The 17,844-nt window shown below is 62.8% G+C and carries 13 protein-coding genes; 1 reads left to right on the top strand and 12 read right to left on the bottom strand.

Features of this window, described 5'->3' with window-relative positions; genetic code table 11:
• Window positions 1-72: 72 nt before the first annotated feature.
• From AC0L3C_RS27320 to AC0L3C_RS27275, 10 genes are all read right to left on the bottom strand, one after another.
• Complete coding sequence (locus tag AC0L3C_RS27320; RefSeq protein ID WP_473409473.1) at window positions 73-3,687, bottom strand: DEAD/DEAH box helicase; 3,615 nt, start codon at window positions 3,685-3,687, stop codon at window positions 73-75.
• Between the two features lie 133 nt (window positions 3,688-3,820).
• Window positions 3,821-5,641, bottom strand: coding sequence for a DUF3732 domain-containing protein (locus AC0L3C_RS27315; protein WP_473409472.1), 1,821 nt, complete (start codon window positions 5,639-5,641; stop codon window positions 3,821-3,823).
• 118 nt (window positions 5,642-5,759) lie between these two features.
• Window positions 5,760-6,275, bottom strand: coding sequence for a three component ABC system middle component (locus AC0L3C_RS27310; RefSeq protein WP_473409471.1), 516 nt, complete (start codon window positions 6,273-6,275; stop codon window positions 5,760-5,762).
• 1 nt (window position 6,276) lies between these two features.
• Window positions 6,277-7,485, bottom strand: a complete 1,209-nt coding sequence (locus AC0L3C_RS27305) for an ABC-three component system protein (RefSeq protein WP_473409470.1) — start codon at window positions 7,483-7,485, stop codon at window positions 6,277-6,279.
• Between the two features lie 821 nt (window positions 7,486-8,306).
• On the bottom strand, window positions 8,307-8,756 hold the full coding sequence (locus tag AC0L3C_RS27300; protein ID WP_473409469.1) for a CopG family transcriptional regulator: 450 nt from the start codon (window positions 8,754-8,756) through the stop codon (window positions 8,307-8,309).
• Window positions 8,757-8,765: 9 nt separating this feature from the next.
• Window positions 8,766-10,742: a conjugal transfer protein TraG gene (locus AC0L3C_RS27295; protein WP_473409468.1), complete on the bottom strand. Its 1,977-nt coding sequence runs from the start codon at window positions 10,740-10,742 to the stop codon at window positions 8,766-8,768.
• Window positions 10,743-10,834: 92 nt separating this feature from the next.
• On the bottom strand, window positions 10,835-12,562 hold the full coding sequence (locus AC0L3C_RS27290) for a relaxase/mobilization nuclease domain-containing protein (protein WP_473409467.1): 1,728 nt from the start codon (window positions 12,560-12,562) through the stop codon (window positions 10,835-10,837).
• Window positions 12,563-12,805: 243 nt separating this feature from the next.
• Complete coding sequence (locus AC0L3C_RS27285; protein ID WP_473409466.1) at window positions 12,806-13,702, bottom strand: lytic transglycosylase domain-containing protein; 897 nt, start codon at window positions 13,700-13,702, stop codon at window positions 12,806-12,808.
• Between the two features lie 3 nt (window positions 13,703-13,705).
• Entirely contained in the window at window positions 13,706-14,212 is a 507-nt protein-coding gene (locus tag AC0L3C_RS27280) for a S26 family signal peptidase (protein WP_473409464.1), read from the bottom strand.
• Window positions 14,212-14,676: a DUF2840 domain-containing protein gene (locus AC0L3C_RS27275; protein WP_473409463.1), complete on the bottom strand. Its 465-nt coding sequence runs from the start codon at window positions 14,674-14,676 to the stop codon at window positions 14,212-14,214. The genes AC0L3C_RS27280 and AC0L3C_RS27275 overlap by 1 nt, the downstream gene beginning before the upstream one ends.
• Before the next feature lie 326 nt (window positions 14,677-15,002).
• Here AC0L3C_RS27275 and AC0L3C_RS27270 point away from each other — a divergent pair, with 326 nt between their 5' ends.
• Entirely contained in the window at window positions 15,003-16,052 is a 1,050-nt protein-coding gene (locus AC0L3C_RS27270) for an IS110 family RNA-guided transposase (protein WP_473409475.1), read from the top strand.
• 587 nt (window positions 16,053-16,639) lie between these two features.
• On the opposite strand, the gene AC0L3C_RS27265 is transcribed toward AC0L3C_RS27270, so the two are convergent.
• Window positions 16,640-17,542: a replication initiator protein A gene (locus AC0L3C_RS27265; protein ID WP_473409462.1), complete on the bottom strand. Its 903-nt coding sequence runs from the start codon at window positions 17,540-17,542 to the stop codon at window positions 16,640-16,642.
• A 3-nt stretch (window positions 17,543-17,545) separates the two neighbouring features.
• Window positions 17,546-17,824: a helix-turn-helix transcriptional regulator gene (locus AC0L3C_RS27260; protein ID WP_007605953.1), complete on the bottom strand. Its 279-nt coding sequence runs from the start codon at window positions 17,822-17,824 to the stop codon at window positions 17,546-17,548.
• Window positions 17,825-17,844: the final 20 nt, after the last annotated feature.

Below are 17,844 nucleotides of genomic sequence, written 5' to 3'. Positions count from 1 at the left end.
AGCCGATCTCCAATCAGAGATCGATCATTCCTCACTCGACGCCTTCAATGGAAGGTGGGACCGAAACAGCGCTTACGGTTCGCCGGCGGCGGTGACAAGCTCGAAGTCGCTGCGGGAAGGACGCGTTCCAACACGCGCCATCGGGCGCGTCACTGCAAGTTCGAACCCAGCCGGGTCAAGCCAAGCCGTTCCGTCATCCCGTCTCACCGGTATAACGGCGTAGCTTCCGCGCGCGCCGGTGGTGCCGGTGAGGGCCGCGCGCATTTGGGACGCGGCGCCGGCAGCGCCCTCGGCACGGGGTATGGATGCCTGCCAACGCAGGAAGAGCTGCGGGTCGATCCGGTCCTCGCTCTTAGGGCCATTTTGCTCATCGTCCAGCCACGCGTCGAACTCCCGACGCCTCGCACCGGCCGTCTCCCGGGTATGAGCCAAGCCTTGTGCAAGGCAGAAGGCCACGAACGGGTCGTGGGTACCCCAGCGCAGCAGCTCGCGCGCCCAGAACCCGATCCAAGGTAGGCCCGTGGTTTCTTTCCAAGCCGCCAGACTGGGCAACGTCAGCGCATCATCTGCACCGTCGGCCCAGGCTTCCGCGACGACGGCGCCGATGGCCACACCTAGGCGGAACTCCAGGTTGTCGGCGACGAAGCGTTGCCACGACCGAAGGTCCTCGGGGGATGGGCCGGCCACATCGGGCTCGTTCATCCACCACCCAAGGACATCAGACCACCGCTCCAGGATCGCCTCGTCCGTATCCGTGCGGCGGACTCGAAAGCCGAAGCCACGGTCCCCAGAGACCAGGTCGCCCAGCGCCTCAAATAGATCGATCCTCGTCGTCGGGTTGGCCGAGCCGTAGTTGTCCGCTGCGACCAACAGCTCCCGCATTCGTCGTGCTACGGCCTCGAAGCGCCGCCCCACTGCCGGCGGAAGACCGTACTGATAGAGGCGAAGGCGCTCGTCTGTGTCCGGGTAGATGTGTTCGATGATGCCCGCGCCTCGGCGCACAAAGGCTTGTTCAAGCCAAAGTTCCTGCGCGGTCGCGACGGCGGTGAAGGTGGTTCGCCAAAGCGCCGCGAGCTGTGCTTCGGCACGAGCGCGTGTCATGGCTGCCTCATCGACGCGGGCAATCTCTTCGAGTGATGTGAGAAGGATTGCATCCAGTTCGTCCATGGCGTCGGCCAACCTCGCCGCCCCGTCGCTTGCACCCGTGCCAGCGTCCGCGCTGACGACAGTCGGCGCCGTCCTCTCGAGCCAATCAAGGAAAGCGTCTGGAGCCACGCCGAGGAGTCGGTTAGCACGTTCCCATATGTGGTTGAGGAGCAGCGCGAGCGGGCTGGGCACGTCGTCGGCATCCCGTTCCTCGATCACCAGTGACGCACGCAGCCGGTCATAGTCCGCCGCCAATTCCGCGCGCTGTCGGCGCTGGGTCGCCCTCCCCGCTGCCGCTGTGGTGGAAATCTGGGTCGGGAGCGCGGCAAGCGTCATGCCTTCGATGCCGCGGGCCGCGCCCGGCCGCCCAGCCCGCCCGGCGAGGTTCCGAAACTCGGCCGTGGTAAGCGGCGCAATCACTTGCTGCTCCTCAACCGGGTCCCATGAACGGCGCTTGAGTGACGTCAGGAAGATGAGATCGAACGGTAGATTGACGCCTTCGGTGAGCGTCGCCGTCGCGACCGTGATCGGGCAGATCTTGCGATCGATGAGATCGACCATGAGACGGCGCAGGCGCTGCGGCATCTGCCCATGGCTTGTGGCAATCCCGCGATCGAGCAGGAAGAGCTCGAAGGAGTCGGCGCCGCAATAGTCTAGACAGGCCGCTCGAGCCTCGTCGAACCGCGCCCTGAGCGGACCTTCGGGCGGCTGAAAGCCCACCGCGCCTTGCCAGTCTGTCCGTTCAAGCGCCTCCTTGAACCAGCGCATCGTTTGCTCAGGCTCTTGCGCCACCGAGATGAGGACGCGTTGATCCTCGCCGGCGAGGTGCAAGGCGGTCCAGAGGACGTTAAGGCAGTTGAATCGATTGAGGCTGTTCCGCCATTGCGCAGGCAGCTGAGGCATCACCTCTATCTGCAGCCGGAGATAGACAGGGTCCTCCTCGCCGCGCAGGTAGAGGGGCAATCCATTCATCAGATCGAGCAGGATCACCCCTTGGGTGTCGGGCGCCGTCTCGAGCACTCCGATGACCTGGCGGGTGCTGCGATAGCGTACGCCGACCGGATTGGCATCGGGTCGGCCCTCGACCCAACGCGCGACAGGGCCAGCGGCACCGCCGGCTACGGCGGTGAGCGCAATCCGGACAACGTCCGGACGCTGAGACAAAATTCGGGACACGAGCCCTTCGAGGCGAATGGATCGATTGCTGTGGTCGGAGAAGCTCAGTCGCGTAGACTCGTTGGCCTCAGGGACGACCTGGTGGGCTTCGTCGATGATGAGAAGGCGCAGGCGCGCCATCAACATTTTGCCGAGGTAGCGCATCAGCGCATCCGCTTTCTCGACGGTGACAATCAGCACGACGGGCCGTTCGCTGGTCAGCCAGAAGTCGGTAATGCCCCAGTCTGCCCCGCCGTAAAGACCAGTGACGGTGATGTCGTGGCCGAGTTCTGAGGTCAGCTTTGCCTCGACTTCGCCGGCGAGGGCTCGGGACGGCACGATGTAGAGCGCCAACGGCGCCTGCAAGCCCTCATCCTCCCGCAGCAGCAGTTCCTTAATGAGGGCGAGATTCGCAACCAACGTCTTCCCCGAACCCGTGGGGGTGCAGAGCGCGAAGGAGCTTTCTTCGAGCAGGCGTTGCAGGCCGTGCTGTTGTGAGGTCCAGAGGATCCCGCGGCCGCGGCTGAATTGGTCGCGGGCATAAGCCAGCAGCCGCGAGCTCCGCTCAGGCCGCAGGGCGCCGAGCGCCCGTAGCGGCCGGTAGATAGTAGCTGCGACGAAGCTGTCGGCGACGGCCCGCATGATGGTAATAACTAGCGAGGCGTCGTCGCTGAAAGTGCGGGTTGCCATGGCGTCGAGCGCACGGAGCTTGCCCATCGCGACCGCGAGCCGTTCGTCATCATCGCGGCGCAGACAGTCGGCGAGCAGCCCGAGACTTCTGACCAGCTCCACGCTGAACGCCCATCCAACCGTCGGGCCAGCTTCGCCGTCGGGCGTCTCACTGCGCATGGCAATCAGCAGCAACGCGCTGGCGTCGGCTGTCGTGAGGTCAGGGTAGCGGTGCCAGAACAAGGCGGCGCGACGCAACACACCGTCGAAGTCCGCTCTCAGAAAGGCGCTGTAGAGCCGAACGCCTTCGTGATCCGAGCGCACTTGCGACAATAGTCCGAACGCCATCGCGGGCAGCCCTCCGAGCTGATAGGCCCCTGCGGCCAGTAGCTCGATAGGAACCACACTCCGGATGGTGTCGGCGGCGCGTGAGAGCCACTCAAGGATTTCGCCGGTCCGGCGATAGCAGTCGATAGCGCGCTGCGACGCCTCGCCTTCTATTGAGCGAAAGATGTGCGCCGCATGCAGAAGCCGGCGTGCGTCGGCGAGCTGACGCGCGGAATCGCGCTCGGTCCACAGGATCGTCGGCACCTGCCAGGTCGCCTGCAGGCAACGGACATAGGTCCTGGCCTGAGCCCGGCTCAACTGGTTTTCGATGGCGAGTTCGCGCCGTACGCGCTCGGCGGCCTCGAGCCGGTCTTGGTCGCGTTGCGGCATCAGGCGTCCTCCCACAAGGTAGCGTAGAGTTGGTCGATAAGCCCGTCGCCGCACTCGAGGATAATCTCTACAACTTGGAGGTCGTGGGGCGCCGTGTACTCCGCCGGAGCTTCTTCCCAGGGGATCAGGCAGCTCAAAGCCTCGCGTCGTCTCGCCCCGTTCCCAACAAGAAGCACCAAGTTGCTTCGACCGGGCAGCGGGCCCTGACCGAACACCGCACGGTCGATCGACAGGATTGCATTGGCATGACCTGCATGTTGGGGGCCATGGTCGTGCAATATTCGAACAGCAGCCTGTACAAGCGGGCAACCGCCACTTGATCCTCGTCTTCAGCGCCGGAAATCTCACCGAGGTCCTTGTCCTTTGGATAGTGAGCTTGGGAGGGCTGGTCGAGCATTAGAAACGCCGGCACTGGCCGATCGAGTGTGCGAAAGAGCTTGTGGAGAGCCAAGTGCGCGGCCACGTGATATCCAACCCAGTTCTCCCCGCTGCCGATTTGGGGCAGAGACAGCGGTCCGTGCACGGTGTCAGCGACGACGGTGAGGTTCTTTCGGTCCAAGCGGAGGCTGTTCTCGCCGTGCTCCAGCTGAAGCCGGCTAGCGTATTCGGTGATGTCGCGTCCGACCAAGCTGAGGGCCGTCGTTAAGCGCTCCTCCATCGCCTCCTGGTCCAGGGCGGTTTCCAACTCGACCACTTCGGCTCTCACCCTAGCGATCTGCAGGCGAAGCCCCTCCCCGTCCGACAGCGTGCGTGCATTCTCGAGGTAGTAGCCGATGCGGCCCGCCACACGGGCCTGCTCGGTGAACAGGTCTTGCTCGATGCGAAGCCGCTCGTTGTCGGCGATCCGGGTCGTGATGTCTCGCTGGACGATCGTCAACTCCTCTTCCAGAGTCGTTCGTTTCGTTTCGAGCTCAGCGATCTGGCCCTGCAGACGCGGATTGTCCCGTCGCACGGCACTAAGCTGACGGTCCAGCCGATCGAGCGAACGCCGAATCTCGTCCACCGAGGGCACGGCCACAGCCAACTGGCTGTCGCAGAGCGGACAAGTCTCATGCCCCTCCGCGCCATGTCCAACCAGGCCGATCGATGCCAGCCGCGCCTGCTGCTCGCCAGCCTCGGCTTCGAAGTCCGATGCCTCTCGCGTCAATCGTTGCAGATCCTTGATCTCGTCCCGCAACTCCTGAAGCTCAGAGCGAATGCGGCGGCGCCGATCCTCCAGATCCGTCAAGTCAGCCGCCGGATCGTCCGTCTTCGCATACTCTAGAGACCGCGGCGCGGCCGCTTGACCTAGGAGGCTCCGAACCCCCTCGAGCGAGTCAGCCAAGACGTCGAGCGGCAGCAAGCCGATGCGCTTGGCCTCCTGTAGGAGGTTGCGAGCCGTCCCGGATGCTTCGTCGGCCAGCGCCCGAGCGTCAGCGTAGTCACGCTCCAAGCTCCTCAATCGGCGGCGAGCGTCTTCGTACCGTTTTTGCTTCAGATAGTGATCTTCGCCCATGGCACCGACGAAGTACGGAAGCGTGTCCTTGATGGCCTGCGGAATCCGTTCTTCACCTTGTCGGTGGAAGAGTAGACGGCGGTTGGCAATTTCGTCCTGGTTTTGAAGGCAGAAAAAAATTGCCTGACCGGCCGATGCCTCAACCGGACGACGCGTCGCGCCAGGCTCCGGCACGTACAGGTTTTCCGCCACACCAAGGATAGCCGAAAGCCTTTGCCGCAACCCGTCGGCGGTGGAATTCTTCACGAGCGATGCGGCTGTCTCCGGAAAGTTATCGGCATTGCGCGCGAAGTAAATTTCGTCGCTGGCCTTGCCGGCTGGGCCGGGATTTCGCCTTGCAATCAAGATGCCTTCGCCGTCGCGGTGGAAGAGCACTGCAAACCAGGAGACGCCTCGCCGGATTTCACCCTCAGCGATCGTGCACTCTGAACGGCCCCAGCAATAATCGACAATATCCAAAAGGGCCGACTTCCCCGTCTGGACGCGCCGGTGACGATGTTCAGCGCGCCAAGATTGAAGCGAACGTCCCGGCGCTCACCTTCGTGCGAATAGATCGCGATGGCTCTGATCTGAACGGTCAAACTCGCACTCCCAAGGTTTGCAGGACGGCGGCGGAATCCGACTGGTTGCCAAACCAGCGGCCCAGCAAACCGGCGGCCCGCCGCATCGCATCAACCTCGTCCGTTGTCACCGAAGGCCTGGTACCCAATTTGATGGGTCGCTTCCCAACCATCACGCCGTCCGGACTGACCTTGATCGCGTCGAGCTGCGCGAGAAACATGAGCGCCTCCCGCGTCACGGGCCTGAGCCGCAGAGTCCGGTCGGGAAGCGTGCTGAGCGTGGTCGTGTTTTCGCCGGCCCAGGAAGCGAACGCGGTGTTGGCCCTGCCGGGGAGCGCCTTCCGGGCTCCGGGATGGAGGACCAATGGCAAGGCAACGAATGCGTAGGCGAGTGGCATCGCGCCGCCTGCCCGCTTGTGAAACTCGTTGATCATCCTGGCCAGCAATTCACCGCAGAACGCCGGGTTGAAGTGAGCCGCTTCTTCTTGCGGTCTATCCCGCCACGCCAGCTCGAAGCGCGTGAGCCCGGCCATCTCACTTCTCCTCCGCGCAAATTGAGACGTAGTCCCGGTGCCAACCAACCCGAAGGTCATTGGCTAGGATGTGGTAGGACCCCACGTTCAAGAACCAGGCAGTTAAGGAGCGGAACGGGAACCGAGCGTCGTTTTCGACCCATTGGTAGAGTGCCTGCCCATCCTGCTTGAGCGCTGGTTCCCCCGGGGGTGTACCGCCGTGAACGTCGCACATAGCCTCAAATCGCGGCTGCCATTCCTCAATCAACCGTTGCTCGAACTGCTCAACCTCGTCGTCGAGCACGACATGCTCTCGTGTCCATTTGGAGCGCTGCGCAAAGGCCCGATAGAAATCGCGCTTCGCAAAGCGCAGACGGTCCCCCCCGAGTCCGATGACGTGCAACTGATGTACGAAGCGAAAGCCATCATACTCGGCGTACTCCGCTTCACCAGGCTCGGCATGTTCGAAATCCGCGACTAGGGCATCTCGCTTCAACGTGTCCCGTATGTCGTCGAGCTTCGCCTCCACTAGGCCAATCGGAATGGGCTCAGAAGGGCTCTTCACCAGTGCGGCGCAGACCCTAGGCCACCACCACCCCTCGAGTGCTTCACGCGCGGCGGCCGCTTTGCCGGCGGGGGCGACCAACCTAAGAGCATGCTCCAGTTCGTCATCCAAGTCGGTAATCAAGGGCTGGTTGTCGAGGACCTCCACCGCACTGAGGAGCGCAGACCGCATTGGCTCGGTCAGCGCGAGGAAAGCCGCGAACGCTGGCGCTAGCGCCTCGTTTGCTGACGTCTGCGCGACTTCCGTCAGGATTTCGTTTGCAGATTTCGAATTTCGCTTTGCCCCAGTTGGATAGGCGCCCGGCGGCCGAAGCAAAGCGGCCGCCGATTCGGCGCTGGCGGCTGCAGTGGTAACAAGGGCCAATTTCGCGCGCGACGGCAACGAGGGATCATCCTTGGCCGCCTCGGCCCAGATCCGAAGGGTTTTCCAGAGATCAGGGCTCGCATTGCTGAGGCTCGCGACGCGATCAATGTGATGTTTGGTTTGAAGAAGCTCGAAGGCGGTGCCGTCCTTCTCGAAGGAAATGTCGTCAAGGCGCTCGATCGAAACCTCAACTTCCGCACCACTGTTCATATGAGGAATACACAACAGCAGCGCCAGTCGAGCTTGATAGAGATACCCGACAGCTGATGCCGCAGCCGTGAAGTGATTTCCCCCGTCGCTCAATTCGCCCCCCATATGGGGTTAGCTTTACCGGCATCACAATCAAAAACAAGGAGCGACACGACCTTGACGAGCAATTGTTTCGGGTTCGTCCGGTGTGACCGCGACACAGCTGCGCTTGTAGGAGTGCTGCACCAAGCGGACGGTCGAGACGCGTCTGGCTGCAGACAGTCCCCGAACCATCGCATAAGCCGCTGCTTTTGCAACGTTATTTCTCATAGACGCTCAGCACGCTTTCCTCGCTAGTGTCACCGCTCCCGTCGAAGGCATGAGCATGGTGCGGCGCGCTTAGCGCAGCTTGCCAGCTCAAGCAGGTCGAGTGGTCATGAACGATGATTTGGATGTGTCGTCCTTGTACAGAGGCGATGGTTAATTTGGGGTGACCTTCTCTTCAGCAATCACAGTACGTAGCGACGAACAATCTTGCTTCTTCCATGACTGTGTCGTCTCGAGCTCAGATTGACGCGTTTTCGTACAAAAAGCTGCCATCTCTCCTTGAACTTGCGGCTCTGTTGCAAGGGGTCCCAACGAGGATCGACGCTATAAGATCCGCCGCCCTAACATTGGCACCGATTATGGCCACTGATCGCATGTGATTAGTGCAATGAGCGGCATGTTCTCGCTTAAAACCTGCGTTTAGTCGCGTTCTTCGACGAACTTCACCGCCAGAGTGGTCGACTGTGATCCGTCTAAGGCCGCAGCACCCATGCTCCGCATGGATTGATGAGTAGTGGCGGCGACAGAAAGGCAGCAGCGCAACGATATCAAGCGACAGGAGACGGCGCTCGTGTTCTGGCGTAGGAATAGAAAGGATGGTCGGTCGATCAATGAGAGCCGGGATCGCCTGTGACTGGCGTCGTACTCCCAGGATCGCTTGATTCCATGCTCACTTCCTTAAGTACCGTCGATCCACTAGAAAGTCGTCGCCCCAGAGCTTCGACAAAGCGGTCGTAGCGCTCACCGCCCTTGGCACGCGCGGCTGGGCTCGACTGCTCGGGCAAGGCGGGGGTAGACGTCAGCCAGAAGCGGACGAACAATGCGATCGTCTCCAGCGTGACACCCTCATTCCGTTCGAGTCGTTCCAGCATGCGTACGATGCGGTCGAGCCGCTTGGCTATGGCAGCCTCCCGCCGGTCGGAGTCGTCCGGCGAGAGGAATGAAGAGATCGCGGCCTCGGCGACCAGAGACTTGGGCTTGCCGTGACGTTTTGCGAGAGCCTCGAGGCTGCCGAAGATGCCGGGATCGAGGTAGATGCTCAGCTGGACCTTTTTCATGACGACCGCTCAAAGCCCCATCTTGTCGTCAGGGTCGAGGCTGACAGAACGTGCAAGACCGTGCATCGAGCGCCTCATGGCTAGCGCCTGGACGACGTCGGCGTCGCCATCGTCGGGGGCGGTGTCGAACTCGTCTTCGGCAAGGGGGGAGCTGATCACCACTTCCTCATGTTGCGGCAGTTCGGGTTCGCGGCGAATACCGCCATTCGTATCCCGGGCTCTGTGCTTTAAGGTCGCGAGAAGCTCGACGGAGGGCGGAATCGGCGTTTGGCCCGACCACTCATCCGGCAGAGCGATCGGTGCGGCTGGACCTGTGCCCGACGGTTGCAATACCCGGCTTTGGAATTGCGGATCCTCGTAGTACCGAACCTTGCGGGCGCGCACTGGGTGCACGCCCGAGACCATCACGACCGCTTCATCGGGCGAGAGCTGCATGACTTCGCCGGGCGTGAGCAGCGGCCGGGAGGTCTCCTGGCGGCTTACCATCAGGTGGCCGAGCCAGGGCGAGAGGCGATGCCCGGCGTAGTTCTTCATCGCCCGCATCTCGGTCGCGGTTCCGAGCGCGTCCGATACCCGTTTGGCAGTTCTCTCATCGTTGGTCGAGAACGCGATCCGGATATGGCAATTGTCGAGAATAGCGTGGTTCGGGCCATAGGCGCGTTCGAGCTGGTTCAGGCTCTGGGTGATCAGAAAGCTGCGGATGCCGTAGCCGGCCATGAAGGCGAGCTGGCTCTCAAAGAAGTCGAGCCGGCCGAGTGCTGCGAACTCATCGAGCATGAGGAGCAGCTGCTGCCGCCGCCGGCTTGTATCCAGGCTTTCGGTCAAGCGTCGTCCGATCTGGTTGAGCACGAGTCGCATCAAGGGTTTTGTGCGGGCGATATCGGATGGCGGCACCACCAGGTAAAGGGAGATCGGCCGATCCCCGTCCACGAGCTCGCGGATACGCCAGTCACATCTGCCGGTCACCTTGGCGACGACGGGATCGCGATAAAGCCCCAGAAAGCTCATCGTCGTTGACAAGACGCCCGAGCGTTCATTTTCGCTCTTGTTCAGGAGCTCGCGCGCCGCCGAAGCGACCACGGGATGAACCCGCTCTCCCAGATGCGGCGTTGCGAGCATCGCATTCAGCGTCGCTTCGATTGGCCGCGACGGGTCGGACAGGAAGTTGGCAACGCCGGCGAGCGTCTTATCGGCTTCCGCGTAGAGGACATGCAGGATCGCGCCGACGAGCAGGGAGTGGCTGGTCTTCTCCCAATGATTGCGGCGCTCGAGGGCTCCTTCCGGGTCCACGAGGATGTCGGCGATGTTCTGTGCGTCCCGCACCTCGCAGTCGCCCTTGCGGATCTCGAGCAGCGGATTGTAGGCGGCACTTGCCGGATTGGTCGGATCGAACAGGAGCACGGGGCCAAAGCGGGCGCGCCAGCCCGATGTCAGCTGGAAGTTCTCGCCCTTGATGTCGTGGACGATGGTGGAGCTCGGCCAGGTCAGAAGTGTCGGAATGACAAGGCCGACGCCCTTGCCCGAGCGCGTCGGAGCAAAGCACAGCACGTGTTCCGGACCGTTGTGCCGCAAATAGTTGCGGCCAAAGCGGCCGAGCACGACGCCGTCGGGGCCAAGAAGCCCAGCACGCCGAATCTCCCGCGCATCCGCCCATTGCGCCGAGCCATAGGTCGTGACGTTCTGCGCTTCTTTGGCCCGCCAGACCGAGAGGAAGATGGCGACGCCAACGGCTGCTATTCCGCCTCCGGCCGCGATGCAAGCGCCCTGCATGAAGATGACGGGTGCATAGGCATCGAATTCGAACCACCAGATGAAAAACGCGGCTGGCTGATAGATCGGCCAGTGCCCGATCATGAACCAGGCGGGACCGAGCTGCGGCTGGAAGGCCAGACGCCAGGCCGTCCACTCGGTCGCTGCCCAGAGGAAGGCGAGCACGACCAGCGAGACGACGATCAGTTGGCTCCAGACAATCTTTGTCGCGGACATGGACCGAGGCAATGCGGCAACGCTAGCTGACAGCGCAACGGCGATCCGCTCGGTGTCGTAGTCGCGCGCAGATTGGCGCGGAAATCGGTGGGTCAAAGCGAGAGGTCGCGCTTGCGGCCGAAACTCCAATCCACCCGGCCAGGACCGGCAATGCCGCTCACCTGCCTGCCCAGTTCACGCTCCAGCGACGGTAACCAGGGCACGAGCTGGAAACCGAGGCCGTTGTCGATCATGGCGAAGCGGCCGGAGGCGAGCGATAGCCTCCGGCTGTAAACCCCCGAAACGGACTCTCCTGCCTCCGCGGGCAAATGCGCCAGCCCGGTTTCGGAGGCCAAGCGCCGCCCCACGGCCTCGAGCTCGCGGTTGCGCAGGGAGCCAATCAGGTTGCGACCGAGTGTGACCTTGTCGCCATCCCGGCTGGCGAGGCCCTTCTCTACGAGGGCGTCGATCCTGTGGTCGAGCGCGGCGCGGACTTCGGCGCCGAAACCGGCACGAGAGAAATCGGCGCCTTCGCGAGCGACCAGGCGCCGGTCGAGCCAGGTCGCCCCATCCGCCGTCACCTGCTGGTCAAGATTGAGGTCTGAGCGGACAGCCAGCGCGATCCGCTGGCGGCCCCTCGTATCCTCGAACCGCCGCAGCTCTACAATGCCGCCAACCGGCCCGTCACCAGCCGCCTCGATCTCGGGGAGTTTCAGGTGATGAACGCGCCCATCGACGCCGTCGACGACGGCGAAGGCCGAGCCCCTCAGCTCATCGTCAAGCCCACGTGCGATAAGGCGGCCGATCACGGGTTCGCCATGGCGTTCGCCTTCGAGTGCCCAGGATGACGGTGCGCGCGTGACGCTATCCTTGGTGAGGCTCTTGTGCAGCCGCTTGATGATATCGCCACGCTCGCCAAGCGCTCGCAGGCGCTGCTCTGCATCCGCCGCCAGCACCCAGCGCGCCGGCCCGGCCGACTCAGCCAGGCCCAGCCGCTCGAGGTTGCGCATCCTTCCGATCCGAATCTCCCGCAACGGGTCGCGCGCGGGTTCCCGACTCGGCCGGAGATCAATGACCCCGTCCGCCGCCCCTGCTTCCCGGGCCAGCACCCGATCGAGCCTGGTCCAACGTTCAGCCGTCACTTCCCTGTCCAGGTTTTGGCGGATCTCCAGCTCTGATCGCGGGCCGAGTTCACGCGTGACGAGATCCCCGGCACGTGCGCGCAAGCCTCTCGATATATAGTCCCGGCTGATGACAAGGTCCTTGCCGTCATCGCCACGGCCCCTCACGAGAACGTGGATATGCGGGTGCTCTGTGTTCCAATGATCGACCGCCACCCAATCGAGTTTGGTGCCAAGGTCGCGCGCAGCCTGTTCCATCAATTCGCGGGTGAAGGTTCGTAAGCTTTCCAGCTCAGTGGCATCATCGGGCGAGACGATGAACCGGAAATGATGCCGATCGTCCTCGCAGCGCTCGGCGAAGGCGCGGCCGTCGGCCTCATCGCCGCTAGCGTCAAAGAGCTTGCCGGGCGCTCCGTCGCGCGTGACGCCATCGCGCTGGAGATAACCGATATGGGCACGCAGCGCGCCTGGCGAACGCATCCGGCGCACGACGCGCGCCTTGATGATGGCGCTGCGGGCGCGGTTGTTGAGGAGCCGCGACGCGACAAGGCTCGCCGCGCGGCCGCGCCCAAACGTGCTGCCATGGCTGCGGCCACCACGTGAGAGGCCGCCGGCCTTCTGCGCAGCTTTGAGGGCCTGCGCCAGGAACGGTTTTGTCCGAGCCGGGCGCGTCGAGCGGATGCGGCCGGGACGGATGCGGAAATCATCGTTACCGGCCATCGTCCGCTCCGCAGGTTGTCGAAAGCCGAACCAAAATAGCGCGTTGCCGAAAGTCGCAAGGTTTGCTGGACATTGGCAATGTTTGCAGCGTGATTTGAATTTGCTGGTGATTCCCGTCCCGACCGACCGGCCGCACCTTGCGGCTTTTACCCTGCCCTCCCCGGTCGCTCACTCCCGGCTCTCTGCCGACCACTCTCAACGTTGCGACTGGCTTCGACATCATGCGACGAAATGCGATTGCGATCATCGGGACTGCACCTCGTCTGATCGCCGCACAAACAGGCCCGTCGCGCGAGGGACGAGTGCAGTTGCACCCGCCCTTGGCGTTGCTTTCGACGGATTCATCGTGCGGAGACCGGATGCCGAGTTGGTGTCAGCCGATAAGCTCTTGGACCGCTCAACAACGAGTGGCGCTTGCTGCCACGCGGCGAAGCGTCTGGAAGCCGAACCACTGCTGTTGCGCTGCTCAATACCGATCAATGGTGCGAGTGTAGCGATGTAGATCTGTGTTTCATCCGGAAGCGCTCGACCGGTGGCCAGGTGCTCCTCGTACCGTCTTGGTCCAGCATTGTAGGCTGCAAGAAACCCTACTGATCCGAAACGATCGAGCATCTCGCGAAGGTACGCTGTCCCAGCCATAATGTTGTCGTGAGGATCAAACGGATCCATACCGAGATCGTAACGAACGCTCAGCTCGACCCAGGTCGCGGGCATGATTTGCATCAACCCGAGCGCTCCGCGAGGTGATATGGAGTGCGCATTACCGCCGCTTTCGGCCTGCATGACGGCCCGGATCCAACGCTCCGGGATCACTAACCGATGCGAGGCTTCGGTCACAAACGCGGCGTATGCAAGGCCCGGAAGCAGGTTTGAGGAGCGCGAAGCTCGTGCGCGCGATCCAAGCTCCGCTCTACCGGCCGATGGCGCTCCGAACGTCAGCAGAATTCCCAAAAAGCAAGCAGCGGCTCGAGATAGCAATGTGCGGGCAGCCGCCAAGGACAAAGCTCTTCCCGGCCGGCACTGAGCCGGCGCGAGACGGCCGCGCCGCGTGCCGATTGCCGGCAATTTGGCCGGGATGGAGCAATGATGTTGCGATCGGCCGAACACAGAAACCGCAAGCCAGTGGAGCAAATCCGGCATTCGTCAGTCCTCCTTGGTCCACACCGGTACCGCTTGCCCGATGACGGCTGAGCTCGGGAGTGGTCCAAAATATCTGCCGTCAAAGGACTCCGGCGACTGCCAGTTCATGAGAAAGACCTCGTCCTCGGCGAGGACCCGGCAGCCCTGCCAGGCGGGCAACGGCCTGCCGCGGCGGTCGCGCTCGCGTGCCTGGCCCATTTCGATGCCGTCGACGACGATAGTGAGTCCCGTTCTGCAGACGGTTTGTCCGGGCAACGCCAGCACGCGCTTGAGCATCGGAAGACCGCTCGGCAAATAGCCGTTGAAGTCGAGGAAGCTCGCAAGCGGTTCTGGTGGCCGAACGGCCACGAGCTCAGTGATGTGTAATCGTGCGGTCCCTTGCAAACGGTAGAGGCCGATCGGCACACTTTCGGAAGCGTTCCAGATGTACGATAGTGAGGTGTCGGTCGCCGGCCAAAGCGCGAGCGTTGTGGCCCCACATATCGCAAGGATGATCCTTAACCGTCCCATCAGAACACCATCCTGCGCCGGTGGAGCCACGCCTGGTGGCGCGCACGCGTATAAGGTCGTGGCGTTTCGTTGACGGAAAGACGGTTGTGGATGTGATGCCAGTATTCGGGGGCTGCATCGGCAGGATCGATGCCGAGTGACTCCACGGCATCGATCAACTGGAGAACGCGCTCGACCTTTCGCCAGCCCGCCAGTCGCAGCAGGCTTTCGCCGCCAGGGCTGACCCAAGGCACGGTCGAATACCGCTGCCCCGGTGTAATCGCGCGCAGAATGTCGATTCGAGACAGGATGGTCCCGAAGTCATTGGAGGTCCAGCGCACGAACGCAAAGATGCTGCCGGGAACGAACGAGAGAATGCGCCGGTGCTGGTCAATGATCTTCTCCGATACAGGCTTGCCGAACCTGATTCGGTTCTCGATCCGCTTTTCGAGCCACAAGAGCTCAACAGTCATGAGGTCGCTCACCCGGCTACTCCATAGTTCTGAGTGAAATTTTGGACATGCCAACGGGTGCGCTGTCGCCAGCGCATCGACGTCAGAGCCTTGGTTTCGGCAGAACGGTTGTGATGATGCGCCGATGATCGGCGTTGTCGAAGCGCTGCAGCGTTCCTGCTGCTGCCGAGAATCACAGCCGAGTGGCTCCAATTCGTTAGAAGGAATCCGAAGGAGAGTACGTTAGCCGGGGTAGTGACCGGTGCCCCTTCGCCGGCCGTGGTGCTGCGAAAATGCTGCAGAGCGATTCGCGAACGGAACGCGCGGTGCGTGCCGGCGATCGACGGTGGAGGCGCATGATGGACGTCTATGCAGGGCTTGATTTGTCGCTGGAGGTGACCAACATTTGCGTGGTGGACGGCGACGGCAAGGTGGTCCGGGAGGCGAAACTCGCGACCGATCCGGACGCGATCGAGCTGTGTCTTGCGGAATGCGGAATCCAGCTCAAGCGCGTCGGGCTGGAAGCGTTCTCCTACTCGGCCTGGCTGTTCACGGCGCTGTCCGACAAGGGCCTGCCCGTGACCTGCATCGAGACCCGGCACGCCAAGGCGGCGCTGAACGCGATGCTGAACAAGACCGACCGCAACGACGCCAGGGGCATTGCCCAGATGATGCGGACCGGCTGGTTCCGCGCGGTTCACGTCAAGTCGGAGAGCGCACAGATGTTGCGGGCGCTGCTGGTCGGGCGCAAGGCATTGCTCGGCAAGGTGCTGGACATGGAGAACATGATCCGCGGCCTGTTGCGCCCGTTCGGCCTTAAGGTCGGCGAGATCTCGGTCGGCCGTTTTGAGGCGCGGGTGCGCGATCTCCTGGCCGGGAAGAAGGAACTGGAAGCGATCGTCGGGCCGCTGCTGGACGCCCGCAATGCGATGCGGCTGCAGCTGGCAAAACTGCACCGCCTGGCGCTGGCGGCAGCGCGCGGCGACAGCGCGGTGCGACGGATGATGACCGTGCCTGGCGTCGGCGCGCTGGTGGCATTGACGTTCCGCGCCACCGTCGATGATCCGGCGCGATTCCGGAAGTCGACCAATGTCGGCGCCCATTTCGGCTTGACGCCGCGGCGCTATCAGTCCGGCCAGACCGACCGGATCGGCAGCATCTCCAAATGCGGCGATGAGCTGACACGGGCGATGCTGTACGAGGCGGCGATCGCGATCATGACGCGCATTCCAAAGAATTTTAAGCTGCGGCTGTGGGGCCTGCGGCTGGCCAGGAAGAAGGGTCTGAAGCGTGCGACGACCGCGGTGGCGCGCGCGCTCGCCGTGCTGCTGCACAAGATCTGGATCGATGGCACCACGTTCCGGTTTGGCGCCGGCGGCAAGCGCGGCCGGGTCGCTGCGGCGGTGTAAGGGCCTCCGCGACCCGGCCGCTTCCACGCGCGCCTTTTCCTTCCGCCACGGCGGAGCGGCGTCTCCCGAGGAGACGGGGATCTGGGTGAGATCGCAACTTTTCTTGCCGGCGGCTTCATGACGAGGTTTGAAGCCATCAAGCACGGCGCAGGTTAGCCTGACCGCCCTTTCCTCAGATTCCGGCTTGTGGTGGCCATCGTGCCAACCACGGATGTTAGCGAGTTCTCCTCGACGAGCGAGTGGCTGCAAAGGAAACTGACGAACGTGATGCGGTGATGCCGATGCTGGTGATCGCGTAATTTTGCGCGCGATCGCACTTGCGCGCGCAGATAGGAGAACAGATTCGCATTGCAGAAGAGTTTTGCGCGTGAGAGAGTAAGTGCATGAGGCATGCTCGCTGCATGCACGGCCGACTTGTTCACAATGTACTGATTCACAACAGGAAGTTAGTATCAGTATGTTAGGAAAGTTACGGGAGCAGGAAGTCTTGGAGCCGCAGAACCTTAGCTTTGTTTCCGGTCCCCGATAGCACGAGCATCGCGTCCCCGATGGCACGAGGGTTCTGGTCCCTGATAGCACGAGTGAATTCACAGCTTGTCCCCAGCAGGAAGGACGACGCCGCGCTTGCGCAGTCGCTTGCTCGACGGGCCGATGGGGACTGGTGCGAAATTCAGTCGCTCGGCGCCGTTTGGGTCCTGCGTGATGATAAGTTTGTAACCCGGCAGCGTCTGCCGACGGACGATCTGGCGCAGGTCGTAAGCAAAGTGCTTGATTGGCGATAAGCTGCCGGATTTGGCGTGGAGATGTACGACGCCGAAGCTCCAACCACCATTCTGACGGCCGCCGTGCTTGCGGACGAGGCGATAGAGCCAGCGCTCCAATCCACCGGTCAGATCGAAATAGGCGCGGTCAATCGTCAGCACGAGCGCTTCATCGAGAACGCCCGTGTAGAACCAATCGGGCAGGATCAGCTCGATTCCACGGGCATGCCCGTGCGGATCGGCAGTTTCTTTCCATTCGTTGATCCAGGAGAAGCGATGCCGCCGCCGTTCGCTCGGCTGCCGGATCGATGTCATCACAGTGGTCGATTGCAGCCGGTCGAGCGCAGCCTTCAGGCGGTCGTAGTCGCGCACGCTGGTGCCGCGGCCGACGAAGGTCAGGATCTCGTAAGGGGTCGCTGCCATCAGGCGGGACGTTTTCAGGCCGGCATCACGGGCTTCGACAATCTGCGAGGCAGCCCAGATCAGAACGTCCGCGTCCCAGATCGTCGCGATGCCATGTTCCGGCACGGCTTCGACACGAATGGTGATGGTCCCAGCGCGGAAATCGATGGGAACAATACGCCTCGACTTTGCCAGCGAAAAGAACGGATACGCCATCAAGTCTTGTGCGTCCCGTGGCGCCAGATCGCCCGGGAGGGCGCGAAACAGATCGAGTTGGTCGCGCTCTGATCGCCGCCTGCTGCTTGCAGTGGAGTTGCTGTCCGGCATGGGTCAGCGCCGCTCCTTGCCGGCATACGGAATCGGTGTGTGCCGTTTCGCGGGCAGGACCGTGCCTGTGCCGGGATCGCTGGTGGACGTTTTGGCGCCACGGTCAACCCACGCCTTCAGGTCCTCGATCGCATACACAACGCGACCGCCGAGCTTGCGGTAGGTCGGGCCTGTCCCATAGGTGCGGTGCTTTTCCAGGGTTCGGCCGGAGAGTCCGAGAAAGCGCGCCGCCTCGGGCGTGCGCAGGTATCGCGGCGGCAGGCCGGCGTTCGGATCGGGCATTTGCGAGGCTCCGTGGTCGT

The organism is Bradyrhizobium sp. WSM4872 (assembly GCF_055811715.1).
The sequence above is the reverse complement of the archived record's forward strand: the minus strand, read 5'-3'. Positions and strand labels throughout refer to the sequence as shown.